The sequence below is a fragment of the Dendronalium phyllosphericum CENA369 genome (assembly GCF_016056275.1).
GTDB lineage: Bacteria > Cyanobacteriota > Cyanobacteriia > Cyanobacteriales > Nostocaceae > Dendronalium > Dendronalium phyllosphericum.
Window position 1 is genome coordinate 70,333 of sequence record NZ_JAECZA010000290.1, and the last position, 14,435, is coordinate 84,767.

The window sequence follows — 14,435 nt, forward strand, 5'->3', positions numbered from 1 at the left end:
TCCTCGCCCCGACCAATGCCGTCTTCCCTACACCCTACACCCTACACCCTACACCCTCTTCTTGACACACTGGAATTTCAATCCAGAATTCCGTTCCTAGACCTGGTTGCGAATCACATTTAAAGACACCATTGTGTTTATCCACTATAATTTGGTAACTAATGGACAATCCTAAGCCAGTGCCCTTACCAACTGGTTTAGTGGTAAAGAAGGGATCGAATACTCTTGCCTTCACTGCTTCTGGAATTCCTGTACCATTATCAGCAATGTGAATCACTACACTCTTGACATTGTTTTTAAGTTCTCCAATAGTGGTGCGGATGGTAATTTGATTGGGATGAATTTCTGCTGACAATTCGTGATGATGTTCTAAAGCATCGATCGCATTGCTCAAAACATTCATAAATACCTGATTCAATTGTCCGGCATAACACTCCACTAAAGGCAAATCACCATAGTCTTTGACTAACATGATGTCGGGACTGTTCGATTTTGCTTTCAAGCGATGTTGCAAAATCAGCAGAGAGCTATCAATACCTTCGTGAATATTTACAGCTTTCATTTCCGCTTCATCAAGGCGAGAGAAATTCCGCAAAGACATCACAATTTGCCGGATGCGATCGACCCCGATTTTCATAGAAGCTAGAGTTTTAGGTAAATCCTCGATGGTAAACTCTAAATCTATCTCTTCAGCGTGCCGAAAAATTTCCTGACTGGGGTCAGGGCATTCTTGCTGATAGAGTTGCAGCATACTGAGTAAATCTTCAGTATACTCACTTACATGGGAAAGATTGCCATAGATAAAATTCACTGGATTGTTAATTTCATGGGCAACACCCGCCACTAATTGACCCAAACTAGACATTTTCTCAGTTTGGATGAGTTGGGTTTGAGTTTGTTGTAAATTATATAGGGCTTGTGCTAGCTCATCTGTCTGCTTTTGAGTTTGCCTAAATAATTCAACTTGTTGCAAGGCAACTCCCAGCTGATTGGCAATTTGAGCGATGAACTTAATTTCTGAATCTTCCCAGTGGCGAGGTGCAAAGTTTTGATAACCTGCCAGCAAGCCCCAAAGTTGTTGCCCAATAAATATTGGGGCGATCGCATACGCCCTTGCTTGACATCGTTCTAAAAACTCAATGTGACAGTCAGAGTGACCGGCCTGATAGATGTCGGCGACTGCAAAGCTTTCGTTGTGGCGATATCGTCCACCTTGGGTTTCCTGTAAATAGCTATCTCGCCAAACTGTATTTTTATTTCCATCTACCAGCTTCACCCAGCCTTCACCGACAAACTCAGCGATAAATTCACCACTCCAATCTGAGTCAAAACGGTAGACAGCCACGCGATCTGCTTGCAGCGCTTGACAAACTTCTTGGGTACTCGTCTGAAAAATTGCATCGAGATTAAGGGATTCCCGCATCTTGGCAACAACTTCAAACAAAACTCGCTGTTGTTCTGCTACCCGTTGCAAATCAATCGCTTGTTCCTTGCTTTGGGCGAGTAAATCAGCTTGCTCTAGTGCAACAGACAGCTGGGCAGCAACTTGAGTAGCAAACTGGATTTCTGAAGCTTGCCATTGACGCGGTTGTATGCATTGGTGGATGCATAATAAACCCCAAAGACGATCGCCTATAGCTAGTGGCAAAACTAAATTGGCCTGAATCTGAAGTTGCTCCAGCATTTTGATGTAGCAATCGTTCAGCCCAGAGTTATGAATGTCCGCGATCGCTTGTACGCTTCCCTGACGATTGAGAGCAACGTACTTTTTCTTAAAGCACTTGTCTTGTATTTTTAATCTGAGAGCAGAAGTAAATTCTGGCAGATTATCTTCTGAAACAATTTCCCCTTCACTAAGTTCGGAATTAGGGTGAAAGCGGTATACTACAACTCGGTCAGCGTTTAAAGAGCGACGGACTTCACGCACAGTCGCTGCAAAGATAGTATCCATGTCAAGAGATTTGCGAATCTGAGCAACAACTTCAAACAACACCTGTTGTTGTTCTGTTGCTTGTTGCAAATCTAATGCTTGCTGCTTTGTTTGGTCGAGTAACCCTGCTTGCTGGAGTGCAACTCCGATTTGAGCAGCAATCTGACTGAAGAAATTAACTTCAAAGGCTTGCCATTGTCGCGGCCCGGAGTGTTGATAAGTTGCTAGCAAGCCCCAAAGTTTTTGACCGACAAAAATCGGAGCCAAAATAAAAGCGTGGATATCAAACTGTTCTAAATTTTCCAGATGACACAGAGTAAAGCCCATTTTGTAAATGTCATCGACGGCAAAGGTTTCGTTATGGCGGTAGCGTCCTCCCTCTGTATCTTGTAAATAAGTGTCATTCCAAACCGTATTGATACCTAATTGAGATTTGCTTGACCAGTAAGGATTAGCAGCCTCAAAATTAGCGACAAATTCACCACCCCAATCAGAGTCGAACCGATAAACTGAAACGCGATCGCTTTTCAGCAACTGACAAACTTCTTTGGTGGTTGTTTGAAAAATAGTATCGGTATCCAGAGATTCACGAATTTTGTCAATGACTCCAAATACAGCTTGTTGTTGTTCGGCTGTTCGTTGCAACTCAAGGGTGCGCTTGTTGACTTGATGTTCTAATTTAGTATTGAAAGCTTGTACTTGCTGGTAGAGTTCGTACTGCTGAATGGCTGAGGCAAAGTGTTTACTGATTTCTCTAGCTAGTTCGATTTCTGCAATTGTCCATTTCTGAGCTTGAGCTTTTTTCGATTCTCGCCAAACCTCAAACGAGCGACGGGGATATATTTGCCTGCGATCGAGGTCAAATTCACCTGCCCAAAGGGTCTCTATTTCTATTTCATTGCGGAAAATGCTTAAATAGCCGATTAATTGCTGACGATAGTGAAGCGGAATCATTAAAATGCTGCGAATTTTTGTTGGTTGAAAAGCAGGTTGTAAAGTTCGCAGTCCTGGAGTTTGATATAAATCGGAAATTGCCCAAACATCATAGTTATTATTTTTGTAGTGTTCTTGCCAGACGTTATATTGCTCCATCAACGGATATATAGTTTTTGCTGGCATTAGAGGTTGCTGCCCGCAGGTGTATAGCTGGATACAATCATTACCAGGAATCAAACACTCGGTTATATTTTTAGCACTGCTATGTTGGAGATTAAAACTTTCATTTTTAATGCACAGCCTGCCACCAACACCATTAAAAGCAGCTACGGCTGCTTCTAAAGCTGGCTTGAGCACAATTGTGGGCAGTGAATGCAATAAATTAGCAATGCGGTTAACGATCGCTTCTCGCTCGGCTTTTTCACGGGCTTGGGATAGAAGAGTACTTTGGGCGATCGCGATTGAGAGTTGATCTACGACCATCTGTACTGCTGCTAATTCATCTTCTGCGATCGAACGCGATTCAGAATTATGACATACCAATAGCCCCCAAAGTTCATTTTGGTAAAGAATGGGCGCTACTAAAGACGATTTGACCCCCATTGCTGTCAAGTATTCAATATGACAGGGGTCTACAGGGCGATAATGAATATTTTCTGAGAAAAGTTCTCCATTTTTTAGTTCGTGCAGATGAACTTGACCAATTTCTTGAGTTTCAACATTGACAACAGAACGTACTCGCGATCGGATAAACAGTTCGCGGGCATGGGGTGGAATATCATCAGCAGGAAAATTTAGCTCCAATAGCGACGGCAAGCGATTTTCATGAATCGACTCGGCAATGACTTGACCGCTTCCATCTTCATGAAATTTGTAAATCATTACTCGGTCAGTTTCAAGTAATGTGCATACTTCTGTTGTTGTTGCTGTAATAATTTCATTTAACTCCAATGTTTGACGGATACGATTTGTAATTCGACGCAGTACGCTTTCTCGATCTATATTTACCCACAAATTTTTTTCAGCGTTCGAGTTCATTGTTTTAATTAAATTAATTTCAGAAAAATAAATAACCAATCACTTATAAATCTAAAAACATTTTGATTTTTATTTAAGTAATTTGTCTTCAGTAAAACTACGGTCAAAATAATGTTAATTAAACTTGTTTATCTAGATAAATTTTTATTTAAAAAACATAAATTGGACTATTGCTGTAATTTAGACATTTTTCAGCAAAAATATAAAATTTTCTCAAATAGATGTTTAGAAAAGATGATTTTTTAATTTAAATAAACTAAATTCAAGTCAAAAAAATATATTGAATAAGGTAGCTATGCTGAAGATAAAAGGCCAAATGAACAAATTAGAAGGGCATTCTAGCTCTTCCTAAATGAAAGTCTTTAAATTGAAAATTTGGTGTGGATTTTAAACCCGTTTATTCTCCACAGCTTCAGAGGATGTTTGAAAAGTCCCTAATGATGTATCAAATAGTTTTATATCCCCCTAAATCCCCCTTTTTAAGGGTGGCTAGAGGAGATCAATAAGTGTCTAAAATCACAGCTAACCATTTTTCAAACAACCTCTCACACTCCAATTCATACAGAATTCTGGACTCTGACTCCTGAATTCTGTTTTGATAAAGAATGTATAGAAATTATGATCTGTTAGATTTCTCAGCCAAAACTTTATTCTTTAAAGAAAAACTAATAGATTGAGTTAAGACAGAAGATTATAAGGTATGGAGGTATAATGAAAAAGTTAATTTTTCATTTTCCTTGTACATTCACTACTTTACCTCTTAACAATCTCAGTTTTACAGCTTGACTCTACAAAGAATCTTTTTGCGTAAATCTTGACATCCTATTGTCTATTTTATTTATATATACCGTCTTCCTAGAAACTTAACTTCTTTGATTATCAGAAAAGCGAATTTTCAAAAAATCGTCTTCCATTTTGGCCCCCGCAGGTTGCAAGGCTGCTAATGCTTGTGGCAATACTAAATTACGACGGTGGTTCCCGATAGTAATGTTTAATTCGTCGCCAGTTTTATTCAATTGAATTTGGTGTTTGGGAATATTGGGTAAATAAAGCTCTAAACTGTATTGATTATTATCTTGTACAATTTTAATGGTCGTTTCTTTATAGTAAACTTGAGTTGGATCTTCATTGTTGTAAAGAGTTTCCTTCAGCCTTTCTAAAGCTGCTAGTCCGCACATTTCTTCCGAAAAAAGCGGAACTTCTTTTACAGGTAAAGGATGAAAATTATCGTGAATTTCTTGGCGATATTGCTGCTGATTTTCTTTCCAACGTTGGAAAAATGGGTCTTGTACTTCGCTAGGAATGATGCGATTAGCTACTACTAAATCTGTGGCAACATTATACAAACTTAGATAAGCATGAGCGCGCAGCGACTCTTTAATCACCATCTTTTCTGGATTTGTGACGAGACGGACTGAAGTTTGAGTATTATCGGTTAATACCTTTTCTAAAGCTTCAATTTGCTCGTAAAATTCGTAAGGTGCATCCATTACCTCTTTGTCTGGTAAAGAAAACCCCGCAATTGGTTTAAAAAAAGGTTCAACTAAAGGTCTAAGTGCGACCGAAATATTTTGAAATGGTTTGTAAAAACGGCGCATATACCAACCGCCGACTTCAGGTAAACTCAGCAGACGCAGTGCTGTGCCGGTGGGAGCTGAGTCGATAATTAAGACTTCAAACTCTCCTTCATCGTAGTGGCGTTTCATCCTGACCAAGCCAAAAATCTCATCCATGCCTGGTAAGATTGCTAATTCTTCCGCCTGTACTCCCTCTAAACCCCTTGCTTGTAAAACTTGGGTAATGTAGCGTTTCACTGCACCCCAGTTTCCCTCTAGTTCTTGCAGCGCATCTAGTTCTGCTCCCCATAAATTTGGGCGAATTCCTTTAGGTGTATGTCCCATTTCCAGGTCAAAACTATCTGCTAGGGAGTGAGCGGGGTCTGTACTTAAAACCAGCGTGCGATAGCCTAGTTCTGCACAGCGGAGTCCAGTTGCAGCAGCAACGGATGTTTTCCCTACACCACCTTTACCTGTCATTAAAATTACACGCATGGATAGTTTAGTCCTGTCTGAGAATTATTTATATTTATTTACAATTTAGCTTATATCAACACAGTTGAGTAAAAATCAGGCTTTTGGCTATTGAGGCAGGTTATAAGTAGAAGGCAGTCCCGATGAAAAAATTTTTATCGCCATGCATGAAAATGAGACTGGGGACTAGAGACTAGTATTTTTACTCAACACTCAGCGAGAAGTTGCAAGGAGGGTCTCCCTCCGGGCAAACTTCGGTGACTCAGCACTCAGCACTTTCAAGTTAGATGGCAGGAGGACGACACTTAATGACTAATCTTAAACTTATCTCAGAATCCAAAAGCTTTGGCGGTAAACTCGGCTTTTACTCTCATCCTTCTTCAACCTGCAATGGTGAAATGCGCTTTGCTGTCTATCAGCCACCGCAAGCTAATCAAAACTCAGTACCAGTTCTCTATTTTCTTTCTGGGTTGACTTGCACCGAAGAGAATTTTATGGCTAAGGCGGGGGCGCAACGCTACGCGGCTGAATACGGCTTAATGTTAGTTGCGCCTGATACTAGCCCGCGTAATACTGGCATTGCAGGCGAGGATGATGAGTGGGATTTTGGCACAGGTGCAGGCTTTTATGTTGATGCTACAGAACAACCGTGGCATCAGCACTATCAAATGTATAGTTATGTAGTTCAAGAATTACCTGCTTTAATTGCTGCAAATTTCCCTACCCAAACCGAGAAACAAGGCATTTTTGGTCATTCTATGGGGGGACATGGGGCTTTAGTTTGTGCGTTGCGAAATCCCCAACTATACAAATCAGTTTCAGCTTTTGCGCCGATCGCTGCACCTATGCGTTGTCCTTGGGGTCAAAAAGCATTCAGTCGTTACTTAGGAAGCGATGGAGAAAGTTGGCGCTTGTATGATGCTAGTGAATTAATTAAGCAGGTGAAATATCACAGTCCTATTCTCATCGATCAAGGCACTGCTGATAAATTTTTAGCCGAACAATTACTACCAGAAGTATTTGAGCAAGCTTGTGCAGCAGTTAACCAACCTCTGACCTTACGTTATCAAGAGGGCTATGACCACAGCTATTATTTCATAGCTAGTTTTATTGAAGACCATATTCGTTACCATGCACTTGCATTTGAGGAAAAGTGAAGATTAAATTAATCTAAATAAATGGCTTAAAAGCTTTATCAGTAACGTTTTTTACGGTATTCATCTCAATTCCTATCTTATTAGTAAATTAAGTCTAATTTACTAATCCTAGGAGAATATTGTGATTAAAAATTTATTAGCTTTTATAGCTAGTATAATTTTTAGTTTTGGAACAGTAATTTTCATTAAAAGGCTGAATTTACCTGCATTTACTACTTTCACCGTTGCTATTTGTGCAAGTCATGTTTTAATGATTATTGTGATGATACAGAATTTTCGTTCTAGATTTAATAAACTTAAATAAACTCTTCAATAAGTTTATTAACTACAGAACTTTCTGAATATTGTGATTAAGGCTTAACAACAAGGCCTAGTTAAAAACTCTATGTTTGTATTCTAGAAAGCTAGAATATTTGAATCTTTTGCGAGAGTTTTTGCTGCTGTTTGCATCAGTTCAATATCTAATGACGACCAACAACGAGGTTCTTGACAGTGATGAGCTACTAACAATCCCCACAATCCTTTAGGTATTAAAATTGGTACTACTAGGTTGGCACGTACTTTGATGCTACGGAGAAAATCTCGGTGACAAGTTTGAATTGGTTCTAATTCAATATCAGCGATCGCTCTTACCCTTCCGGCTAAATATAAAGCTGCATACTCGTCATTAAAACTATTATCTGTTCCTGTTGAACCTAATATAGAAAATTTATTATTACTTAAGGATTCAAAAGTTACCTGTCCGTACCACTGCGAATAAAAGTAATATAAAACTACGCGATCGGCCTGAAGTGTTTCTCTAAGTTGATTAGTCGTTTGTCGGATTAGTGCATCCCGATGCATTCTTTTAACAAGGCGGTCTAGGACTCTTTGCAAACCCTGTTCAATGTGGGAATTGGAGTTATGGCTAAACTCTGATTGAGAATGAATTTGCACAATTCTACAATTACGATTAGGTAAAGACGGTCACATTTATATATTAATTTATCAAACCTTTCGCCAAAAAATCACACTGAATGAAAAGCACTAATTAGATTTCTATTGAATAAAATAATCATTGCACTTTCCCAGGTTATTGAGAATGAGAAATTCAAATTGACAACATTCATCATATAAAATTAACAATTAACATTCTTTTAATTTTTTAATTTTCAAAAAAATCCGAGTAATAAAGTATGAAGGGTGAAAGATGAAAACCTTCACACTTCATACTTCAGTTAACGGCTATCTGTCTACAGATCCCATAATCACGTCAATACTACCGAGAATCACCACAATATCTGCAACCTTCATTCCCCGCAGTAAAGTTGGCAGAATCTGGAGGTTGTTAAAATCTGCTGGGCGAATCTTCCACCGCCAAGGGAAAACATTATCATCGCCAACTAGATAAATTCCTAGTTCGCCTTTGCCGCTTTCGACGCGAGAGTAGATTTCACCTTTGGGAATCTTAAAGGTGGGAGAAACTTTCTTACCAATGTATTGGTAATCAAATCCATCCCACTCTGATTTTTTCCCGGCTGCTAAACGCTTGGCTTCGAGGTTTTCGTAAGGGCCTCCAGGCAGTCCTTTAATAGCTTGGCGAATAATCTTCACAGATTCGCGCATTTCCCGCATCCGCACTACATAACGGGCAAAGCAATCACCAGCTGTTTCCCACTGTACATCCCAATCGAAGTCGTCGTAGCACTCGTAATGGTCAACTTTCCGTAAATCCCACTTCACTCCAGAAGCCCGTAACATTGGGCCAGAAAGCCCCCAGTTAAGCGCTTCTTCGCGGGTTATCGTCCCAATGCCTTCAACACGACGGCGGAAAATTGGGTTATTAGTAACCAAGCGTTCGTACTCATCAACTTTGGGTAATAAGTAGTCGCAGAATTCCAGACATTTATCTACCCAACCATAGGGCAAATCAGCAGCCACACCGCCGACACGGAAGTAGTTGTTATTTACCATCCGATAACCTGTAGCAGCTTCCCATAAATCGTAAATCATCTCCCGTTCCCGGAACTGGTAGAAGAAGGGAGTTTGCGCGCCTACGTCAGCAAGGAACGGGCCAAACCATAATAAATGGTTAGCAATACGATTCAATTCCAGCATGATGACGCGAATGTAGCTGGCGCGTTTGGGAACAGCAACGCCTGCTAATTTTTCTGGCGCGTTGACTGTCACAGCTTCGTTGAACATTCCCGCTGCGTAGTCCCAGCGACTGACGTAGGGAACGTACATTACATTAGTGCGGTTCTCGGCAATTTTTTCCATTCCTCGGTGTAAATAGCCGATTACCGGTTCACAATCAATGACATCTTCGCCATCCAAAGTTACAATTAGCCGCAGTACCCCGTGCATTGAGGGATGGTGAGGCCCCATATTCAGCACCATGGGTTCAGTGCGGGTTTCTAATCTTGCCATAAATTCCGTGTTCTCCCATTTTGAAAATTTTGACTTGAACCGCGTAGATGCCAACCAGACCGATAAATCGTGTCTGCCAAAATCAGATCGTTAGGGCAATATTTTTAATAAAGCCGCCCTAAAGGCGTTTACATGTATTGCCCATACAGGGGTATGTTGGAGATAGGGTGGCAGCGAAGGGATTTGATTTGATGTTGCATTTTGTTTCACTTCTTCAATTATTATATGGAGCTTGAGATTCAAGGAATTGAAGCGCAGGAATTTTTTCATGTGCCAGTTTTAAGTCGGAAGGTCATTGAAGGTTTGGCAGTCCGTCCTGGCGGGCATTATTTGGATGCGACGGTAGGCGGTGGCGGTCACAGTCGTTTGATATTAGAATCTGCTGCGGATGTGCGACTAACGGCAATTGACCGAGACGAAGATGCTTTGGCGGCGGCGCAGAAGTACTTGGCTGAGTATGGGCGCGTACAATTTAGCCTCAGCAATTTTGCCGCCTATCAATTTACTTCTAACACTTTCGACGGTATCATTGCCGATTTAGGGGTGAGTTCTTACCATCTAGATCGACCAGAACGGGGTTTTAGCTTTCGCCACACAGCGGATCTAGATATGCGAATGGATAAGCGACAACCACTAACCGCAGCTACCGCGATCAATGAATGGGACGAAGGAGAATTAGCGGAAATTTTCTTTAAATACGGTGAAGAAAGACTATCGCGGCGGATTGCCAGACGTATTGTCGAAAAACGTCCGTTCCATACGACTACCCAATTAGCTGAGGCGATCGCTACTTCTGTTCCTCCTAAATACCGCTATGGTAGAATCCACCCGGCTACTCGTGTTTTTCAAGCTTTGCGAATTGTCGTCAACGATGAGTTAAATTCTTTAGAAACTTTTTTGGAGAAAGCACCGAACGCTTTAGTTCCCGGTGGGAGAATTGCAATTATTAGTTTTCATAGCCTGGAAGACCGCTTAGTTAAACATAGTTTCCGAAATTCACCTTTATTGCGGGTCTTGACTAAAAAGCCAATTACTGCCCAAGAAGAGGAAATTGCTAGTAACCCGCGATCGCGTTCTGCCAAACTGAGGATAGCAGAGAGGAAGGAGGAATAGATAGAGAAGGTGAATAACAATTGATGAGTGTTAACACTTTTGGAAATGACGCTTCACAGGACAACATCATACCTGGAGTTATGTAAATAGAGTAATAGGGAATACTAAGTACAACTGCACTTGCTGCTTATTTTTTAGTATTCCTAGTATGAGCGATCGCTTAGATATAAATTATGCATACGAAATCCTTGGGTTAAAATCTGGTGCATCAGTTGAGGAGGTCAAACAAGCTTATCGCCGGATGGCTAAGACTTGGCATCCAGATTGTTTTTCCACATTGCAGCAAAAGCTAGAAGCAGAAGAAAAAATTAAACAAATCAATCAAGCTTATGCAAGCTTAAAGTCTTATCAGCCGAATGACACAAATCAATCTGCTTCTACTTCTACCAAAATTGCTTCCACTTCATCTAAGGCTGAAAGTTTCTATCAGCAGGCAATGGAAAAAGCCCAAAGAGGAAAATATACTGAAGCAATTGAAGACTTTACGCAGGCAATTCATCTCAACCCCAACTATGTTGAAGCATATAAACATCGAGGGCTGGCTTGTTCAAAGCTAGGATATGAAAATAGAGCTTTTTCAGATTTGAAAAATGCTAGAGAACTGGAACTGAAACAGAAAAAAGCACCACCCAAACCTGCATTGCCACCGCCAAAGACATCAACGCCATCACCGGAATCGCAACCTCAAACTTCACCGTGGACATGCGTACATACCTTAAGTCATCTGAATTGGGTTTTTACAACTGTAATTAGTCCAGACGGACAAACTCTTGCCAGTTGTAGTAGCGATAAGAGTATTAAAATTTGGCATCTCGAAACAGGAAAATTACTACACACTCTTATCGGTCATAAAGAAGGGGTGAGAAGTCTTGCTTTTAGTCCCGATCGCAAAACTCTTGCAAGTGGCAGCGATGATGGCACAATTATAATTTGGCAGGTATCTACAGGTAAATTACTCAACACCTTAAAAGTCCATTCGACCTCAGTTTTTTCTGTCATCTTTAGTCAAGATGGTCAGACTATCCTCAGTGGAGGAAAAGACACCACTATTAAGATTACTCATATAGGCATGGGACAATTGCTGCACGTCCTCAAAGGTCATTTCCACGTGGTTTGCGGCCTTGCAATTTGTCCGAAGCAACAAATTTTAGTTAGTACCAGTTATGACAACACCATCAAGCTGTGGAATTTAAAGAGTAGGAAACTCCTGCAAACTCTCAACGGACATTCTAGTTGGGTGACTTGTGTTGCAATCAGTCCTAACGGACAAATTTTAGCTACTGCTAGTTATGACCAAACGATCAAGCTGTGGCAAATAGATACGGGTAAGCTAATTAATACTCTTGCTGGCCATCACAGCTATGTTTGGTCGGTTGCTTTCAGTCCTGATGGTCGCTATATTGCCAGTGGTAGCGCAGACCATAATATAAAGTTGTGGTATGTCAGCACTGGAGAAAAGCTATATACTCTAGGCAGTCATGCCGACTGGGTTTATTCTGTCGCTTTCAGTCCTGATGGTAAAACCCTTGTTAGTAGTAGTCGAGATATGACAGTTAAGATTTGGCGATGTGATGTCTGCTAAAAGGCGATCGCTATTATCTCACTGTAGAAATCCTATAGCAGATCCCAACTTGGTGAGATACAGATTCTTGTAAGGGCGAACTGCCGTTCGCCCCTACCTAAATACTTCACTTGGCTGAGAAATGCCATAAGTAATTCACAAACTAATAGATTCCCCACTTCATAAATTAATTATGAATCTAAGCCTTGCGGGTTGCAATCTGCTGTAGTTCATTGCAGTTTTTACAGCCGTGTCATTCACATAAAATATTCTATTTAATAGCTATCAAATAGCTTTTTAATAAACTTACATTTTATCTAGTTTTATGAACTTATTGTAAAGTGCTCTTCCTGGAGATGAGTCTTAAATACTTCCTCATGATAGAGCCAACTAAGCAATTGTAGAGGTTATTATTCAAACATATCTAAAGTTGAATAATCAACAAATCGCTAGATAGTAAAAGTTGTTTAAAACTTTAAAATCTCTCGTGTTTGTCAAATTTTAAATTGAGGAGTGAAATCAAAAACTATGGCTATCCCTAACAATAATCAAAACCAAAATAGAGAAGTTAGGCAAGAATCTTATACAGATACTGATGGGAATATGCAAACCCATGTGACCCGAACCACTGAAACAGTTAATAACACAGATAATCCTAACTCTTATCAGCACGGTTACTTACACGGTCGTAGTAGCGAACGCAGCTATCAGCAAGTTTATCAAGCCGAACGCGATAATGAAAATGCTGGCCGTGGGCTGTTGTTGGGTATTATCCTTAGTACCTTGGCTGCTTTAACTGTAGGTGCTGTCTGGTACTTCAACCAGCGCAATAATGCAACAGTTGACAAGGTTGATACTACTACGCCTGTTTTAGTTCCTGTACCAAGCAACAGCACGCCAACCCCTAGTCCATCTCCTCAATCAAAAACCACAATTATTGAAAGAACTAGAGAAGTACCTGTTCCTATTGAAAGAACTAAAGAAGTACCTGTTCCAGTTGCAGTTCCAGTTCCGCAACAACAGGTTTCGCCTCCATCTGCACCTTCCACACCAAACATTAACATTACTGTTCCACCCCAGCAGCCCGCAGCAGAAAAAGCACCTTCTGCAACCATAACGACTCCCAAACAGACACAAAGCCCAACAAGTTCCAGTAGTAACACTTCTACTCCAGAGAGTAAAAGCGATACCTCTAGTACCACTTCCCCTCAAGGAATAGACCAGTCAAAAGGTTCTTCTTCTACTGGTGATACTAGTACGAGTGGCTCTGGTCAATAATCACTTCTCAAATTTATGCCCACTTGATACTACCCACACACAGCAGGATGTATCAAGTGGGACAATTCTTAAGAAAGATTTCTGAATTATTGCGACAAATTAATGGTGTTCAAGTTTAGTAAACACACAACCGATGTTCCAAATAGGATGCTAAATTAAGAACAAGGTACAAAAAGGTTAAAAGTTAGTTAAACAAAACCTTGAGATTGGAGCCTGTACCTCCTGCTCTAATATCCTTGCAATCATAATTTCGGTTGACGCATCTTGTGAAAGTGTTTTGCCTTGAGTTTATTGATTTTGTGGAGGTTTTTGAACGTACAGCCAGAAATGCCTGCCTATTGGAATCGATGATGCTCAATGCTGAATAGTAATGATTGCAAATATTGTCCACCTTATTTGAGCGATTTTCCTCTGTTTTCTCAATTTCCTCGAACTATTGCACCTTTAATAACCGCCAAAAGTTACTGATATGTGTCCATCGTAGCTTTTGGCGGTTCTAGTTGTAAGTAAACGTGAGTTCGACGGATAGGAAAGCACAAAAAGCTTGCTATGTATGAATTTACTCAACTGATTATACAAAAAGGCGATCGCGACGATTGATTGAGAATCGGTAAAAAAGTGACAAAAAATGCCGAGACTAAAAATATCTAAGAAAAATCAAGGTCTCGGCTATGTCTACCATTGTATCTCGCCTCGATATCACACAAATTTTCTGCGACGTAGATGATTTCTGTAACCAATGGGAAAATCTGTGGCGGCAAGTACCACACTTGCCATCGACAACAGGAGAAAGGCGTAGCACTTCCCGGATGCATCTATCGGAAGTAATGACGATTGCGATCGCCTTTCATGGTTCGGGCTACCGGACATTCAAAGAGTTTTATACGTTGCATGTATTACCTAGTTGGCGTAATGCATTTCCAAACCTGGTCAGCTACACGAGGTTTGTAGAATTGATGCCCTGGAGTTTAATGCTATTGTGC

General features: G+C 40.5%; 8 protein-coding genes and 1 pseudogene. 5 read left to right on the forward strand and 4 right to left on the reverse strand.

Going from position 1 to position 14,435, the window contains the following annotated elements; genetic code table 11:
• Positions 1–34: 34 nt before the first annotated feature.
• Complete coding sequence (locus I8752_RS33040; protein ID WP_214436394.1) at positions 35–3,904, reverse strand: GAF domain-containing protein; 3,870 nt, start codon at positions 3,902–3,904, stop codon at positions 35–37.
• Positions 3,905–4,767: 863 nt separating this feature from the next.
• Entirely contained in the window at positions 4,768–5,955 is a 1,188-nt protein-coding gene (locus I8752_RS33045; RefSeq protein ID WP_214436395.1) for a TRC40/GET3/ArsA family transport-energizing ATPase, read from the reverse strand.
• A 287-nt stretch (positions 5,956–6,242) separates the two neighbouring features.
• Between I8752_RS33045 and fghA the strand changes: the two genes are divergently transcribed.
• Complete coding sequence (gene fghA / locus I8752_RS33050; RefSeq protein ID WP_214436396.1) at positions 6,243–7,091, forward strand: S-formylglutathione hydrolase; 849 nt, start codon at positions 6,243–6,245, stop codon at positions 7,089–7,091.
• Between the two features lie 396 nt (positions 7,092–7,487).
• Here the strand turns inward: fghA and I8752_RS33055 are convergent, their stop codons facing one another.
• Positions 7,488–8,027: a GAF domain-containing protein gene (locus tag I8752_RS33055; RefSeq protein ID WP_214436397.1), complete on the reverse strand. Its 540-nt coding sequence runs from the start codon at positions 8,025–8,027 to the stop codon at positions 7,488–7,490.
• A 288-nt stretch (positions 8,028–8,315) separates the two neighbouring features.
• Positions 8,316–9,500 (reverse strand): NAD(P)H-quinone oxidoreductase subunit H, encoded by a 1,185-nt coding sequence (locus I8752_RS33060; protein WP_214436398.1) that lies wholly within the window; start codon positions 9,498–9,500, stop codon positions 8,316–8,318.
• 225 nt (positions 9,501–9,725) lie between these two features.
• Between I8752_RS33060 and rsmH the strand changes: the two genes are divergently transcribed.
• The 4 genes and pseudogenes from rsmH to I8752_RS37780 all read left to right on the forward strand — a co-directional run.
• Entirely contained in the window at positions 9,726–10,613 is an 888-nt protein-coding gene (rsmH, locus tag I8752_RS33065) for a 16S rRNA (cytosine(1402)-N(4))-methyltransferase RsmH (RefSeq protein WP_214436399.1), read from the forward strand.
• A 148-nt stretch (positions 10,614–10,761) separates the two neighbouring features.
• The gene (locus I8752_RS33070; RefSeq protein WP_214436400.1) at positions 10,762–12,195 is read left to right on the forward strand and encodes a WD40 domain-containing protein; all 1,434 of its coding nucleotides are present in this window, start codon (positions 10,762–10,764) and stop codon (positions 12,193–12,195) included.
• A 507-nt stretch (positions 12,196–12,702) separates the two neighbouring features.
• Positions 12,703–13,452 (forward strand): hypothetical protein, encoded by a 750-nt coding sequence (locus tag I8752_RS33075; RefSeq protein WP_214436401.1) that lies wholly within the window; start codon positions 12,703–12,705, stop codon positions 13,450–13,452.
• Positions 13,453–14,123: 671 nt separating this feature from the next.
• Positions 14,124–14,435, forward strand: a pseudogene (locus I8752_RS37780) (IS982 family transposase); the annotation flags it as partial.

Bases quoted from the DNA above. Each gene is read 5' to 3' on its own strand.
- I8752_RS33040 (WP_214436394.1), bottom strand. From the start codon at position 3,904: ATGAACTCGAACGCTGAAAAAAATTTGTGGGTAAATATAGATCGAGAA.
- I8752_RS33075 (WP_214436401.1), top strand. From the start codon at position 12,703: ATGGCTATCCCTAACAATAATCAAAACCAAAATAGAGAAGTTAGGCAA.
- I8752_RS33060 (WP_214436398.1), bottom strand. From the start codon at position 9,500: ATGGCAAGATTAGAAACCCGCACTGAACCCATGGTGCTGAATATGGGG.
- I8752_RS33045 (WP_214436395.1), bottom strand. From the start codon at position 5,955: ATGCGTGTAATTTTAATGACAGGTAAAGGTGGTGTAGGGAAAACATCC.
- fghA (WP_214436396.1), top strand. From the start codon at position 6,243: ATGACTAATCTTAAACTTATCTCAGAATCCAAAAGCTTTGGCGGTAAA.
- rsmH (WP_214436399.1), top strand. From the start codon at position 9,726: ATGGAGCTTGAGATTCAAGGAATTGAAGCGCAGGAATTTTTTCATGTG.
- I8752_RS33070 (WP_214436400.1), top strand. From the start codon at position 10,762: ATGAGCGATCGCTTAGATATAAATTATGCATACGAAATCCTTGGGTTA.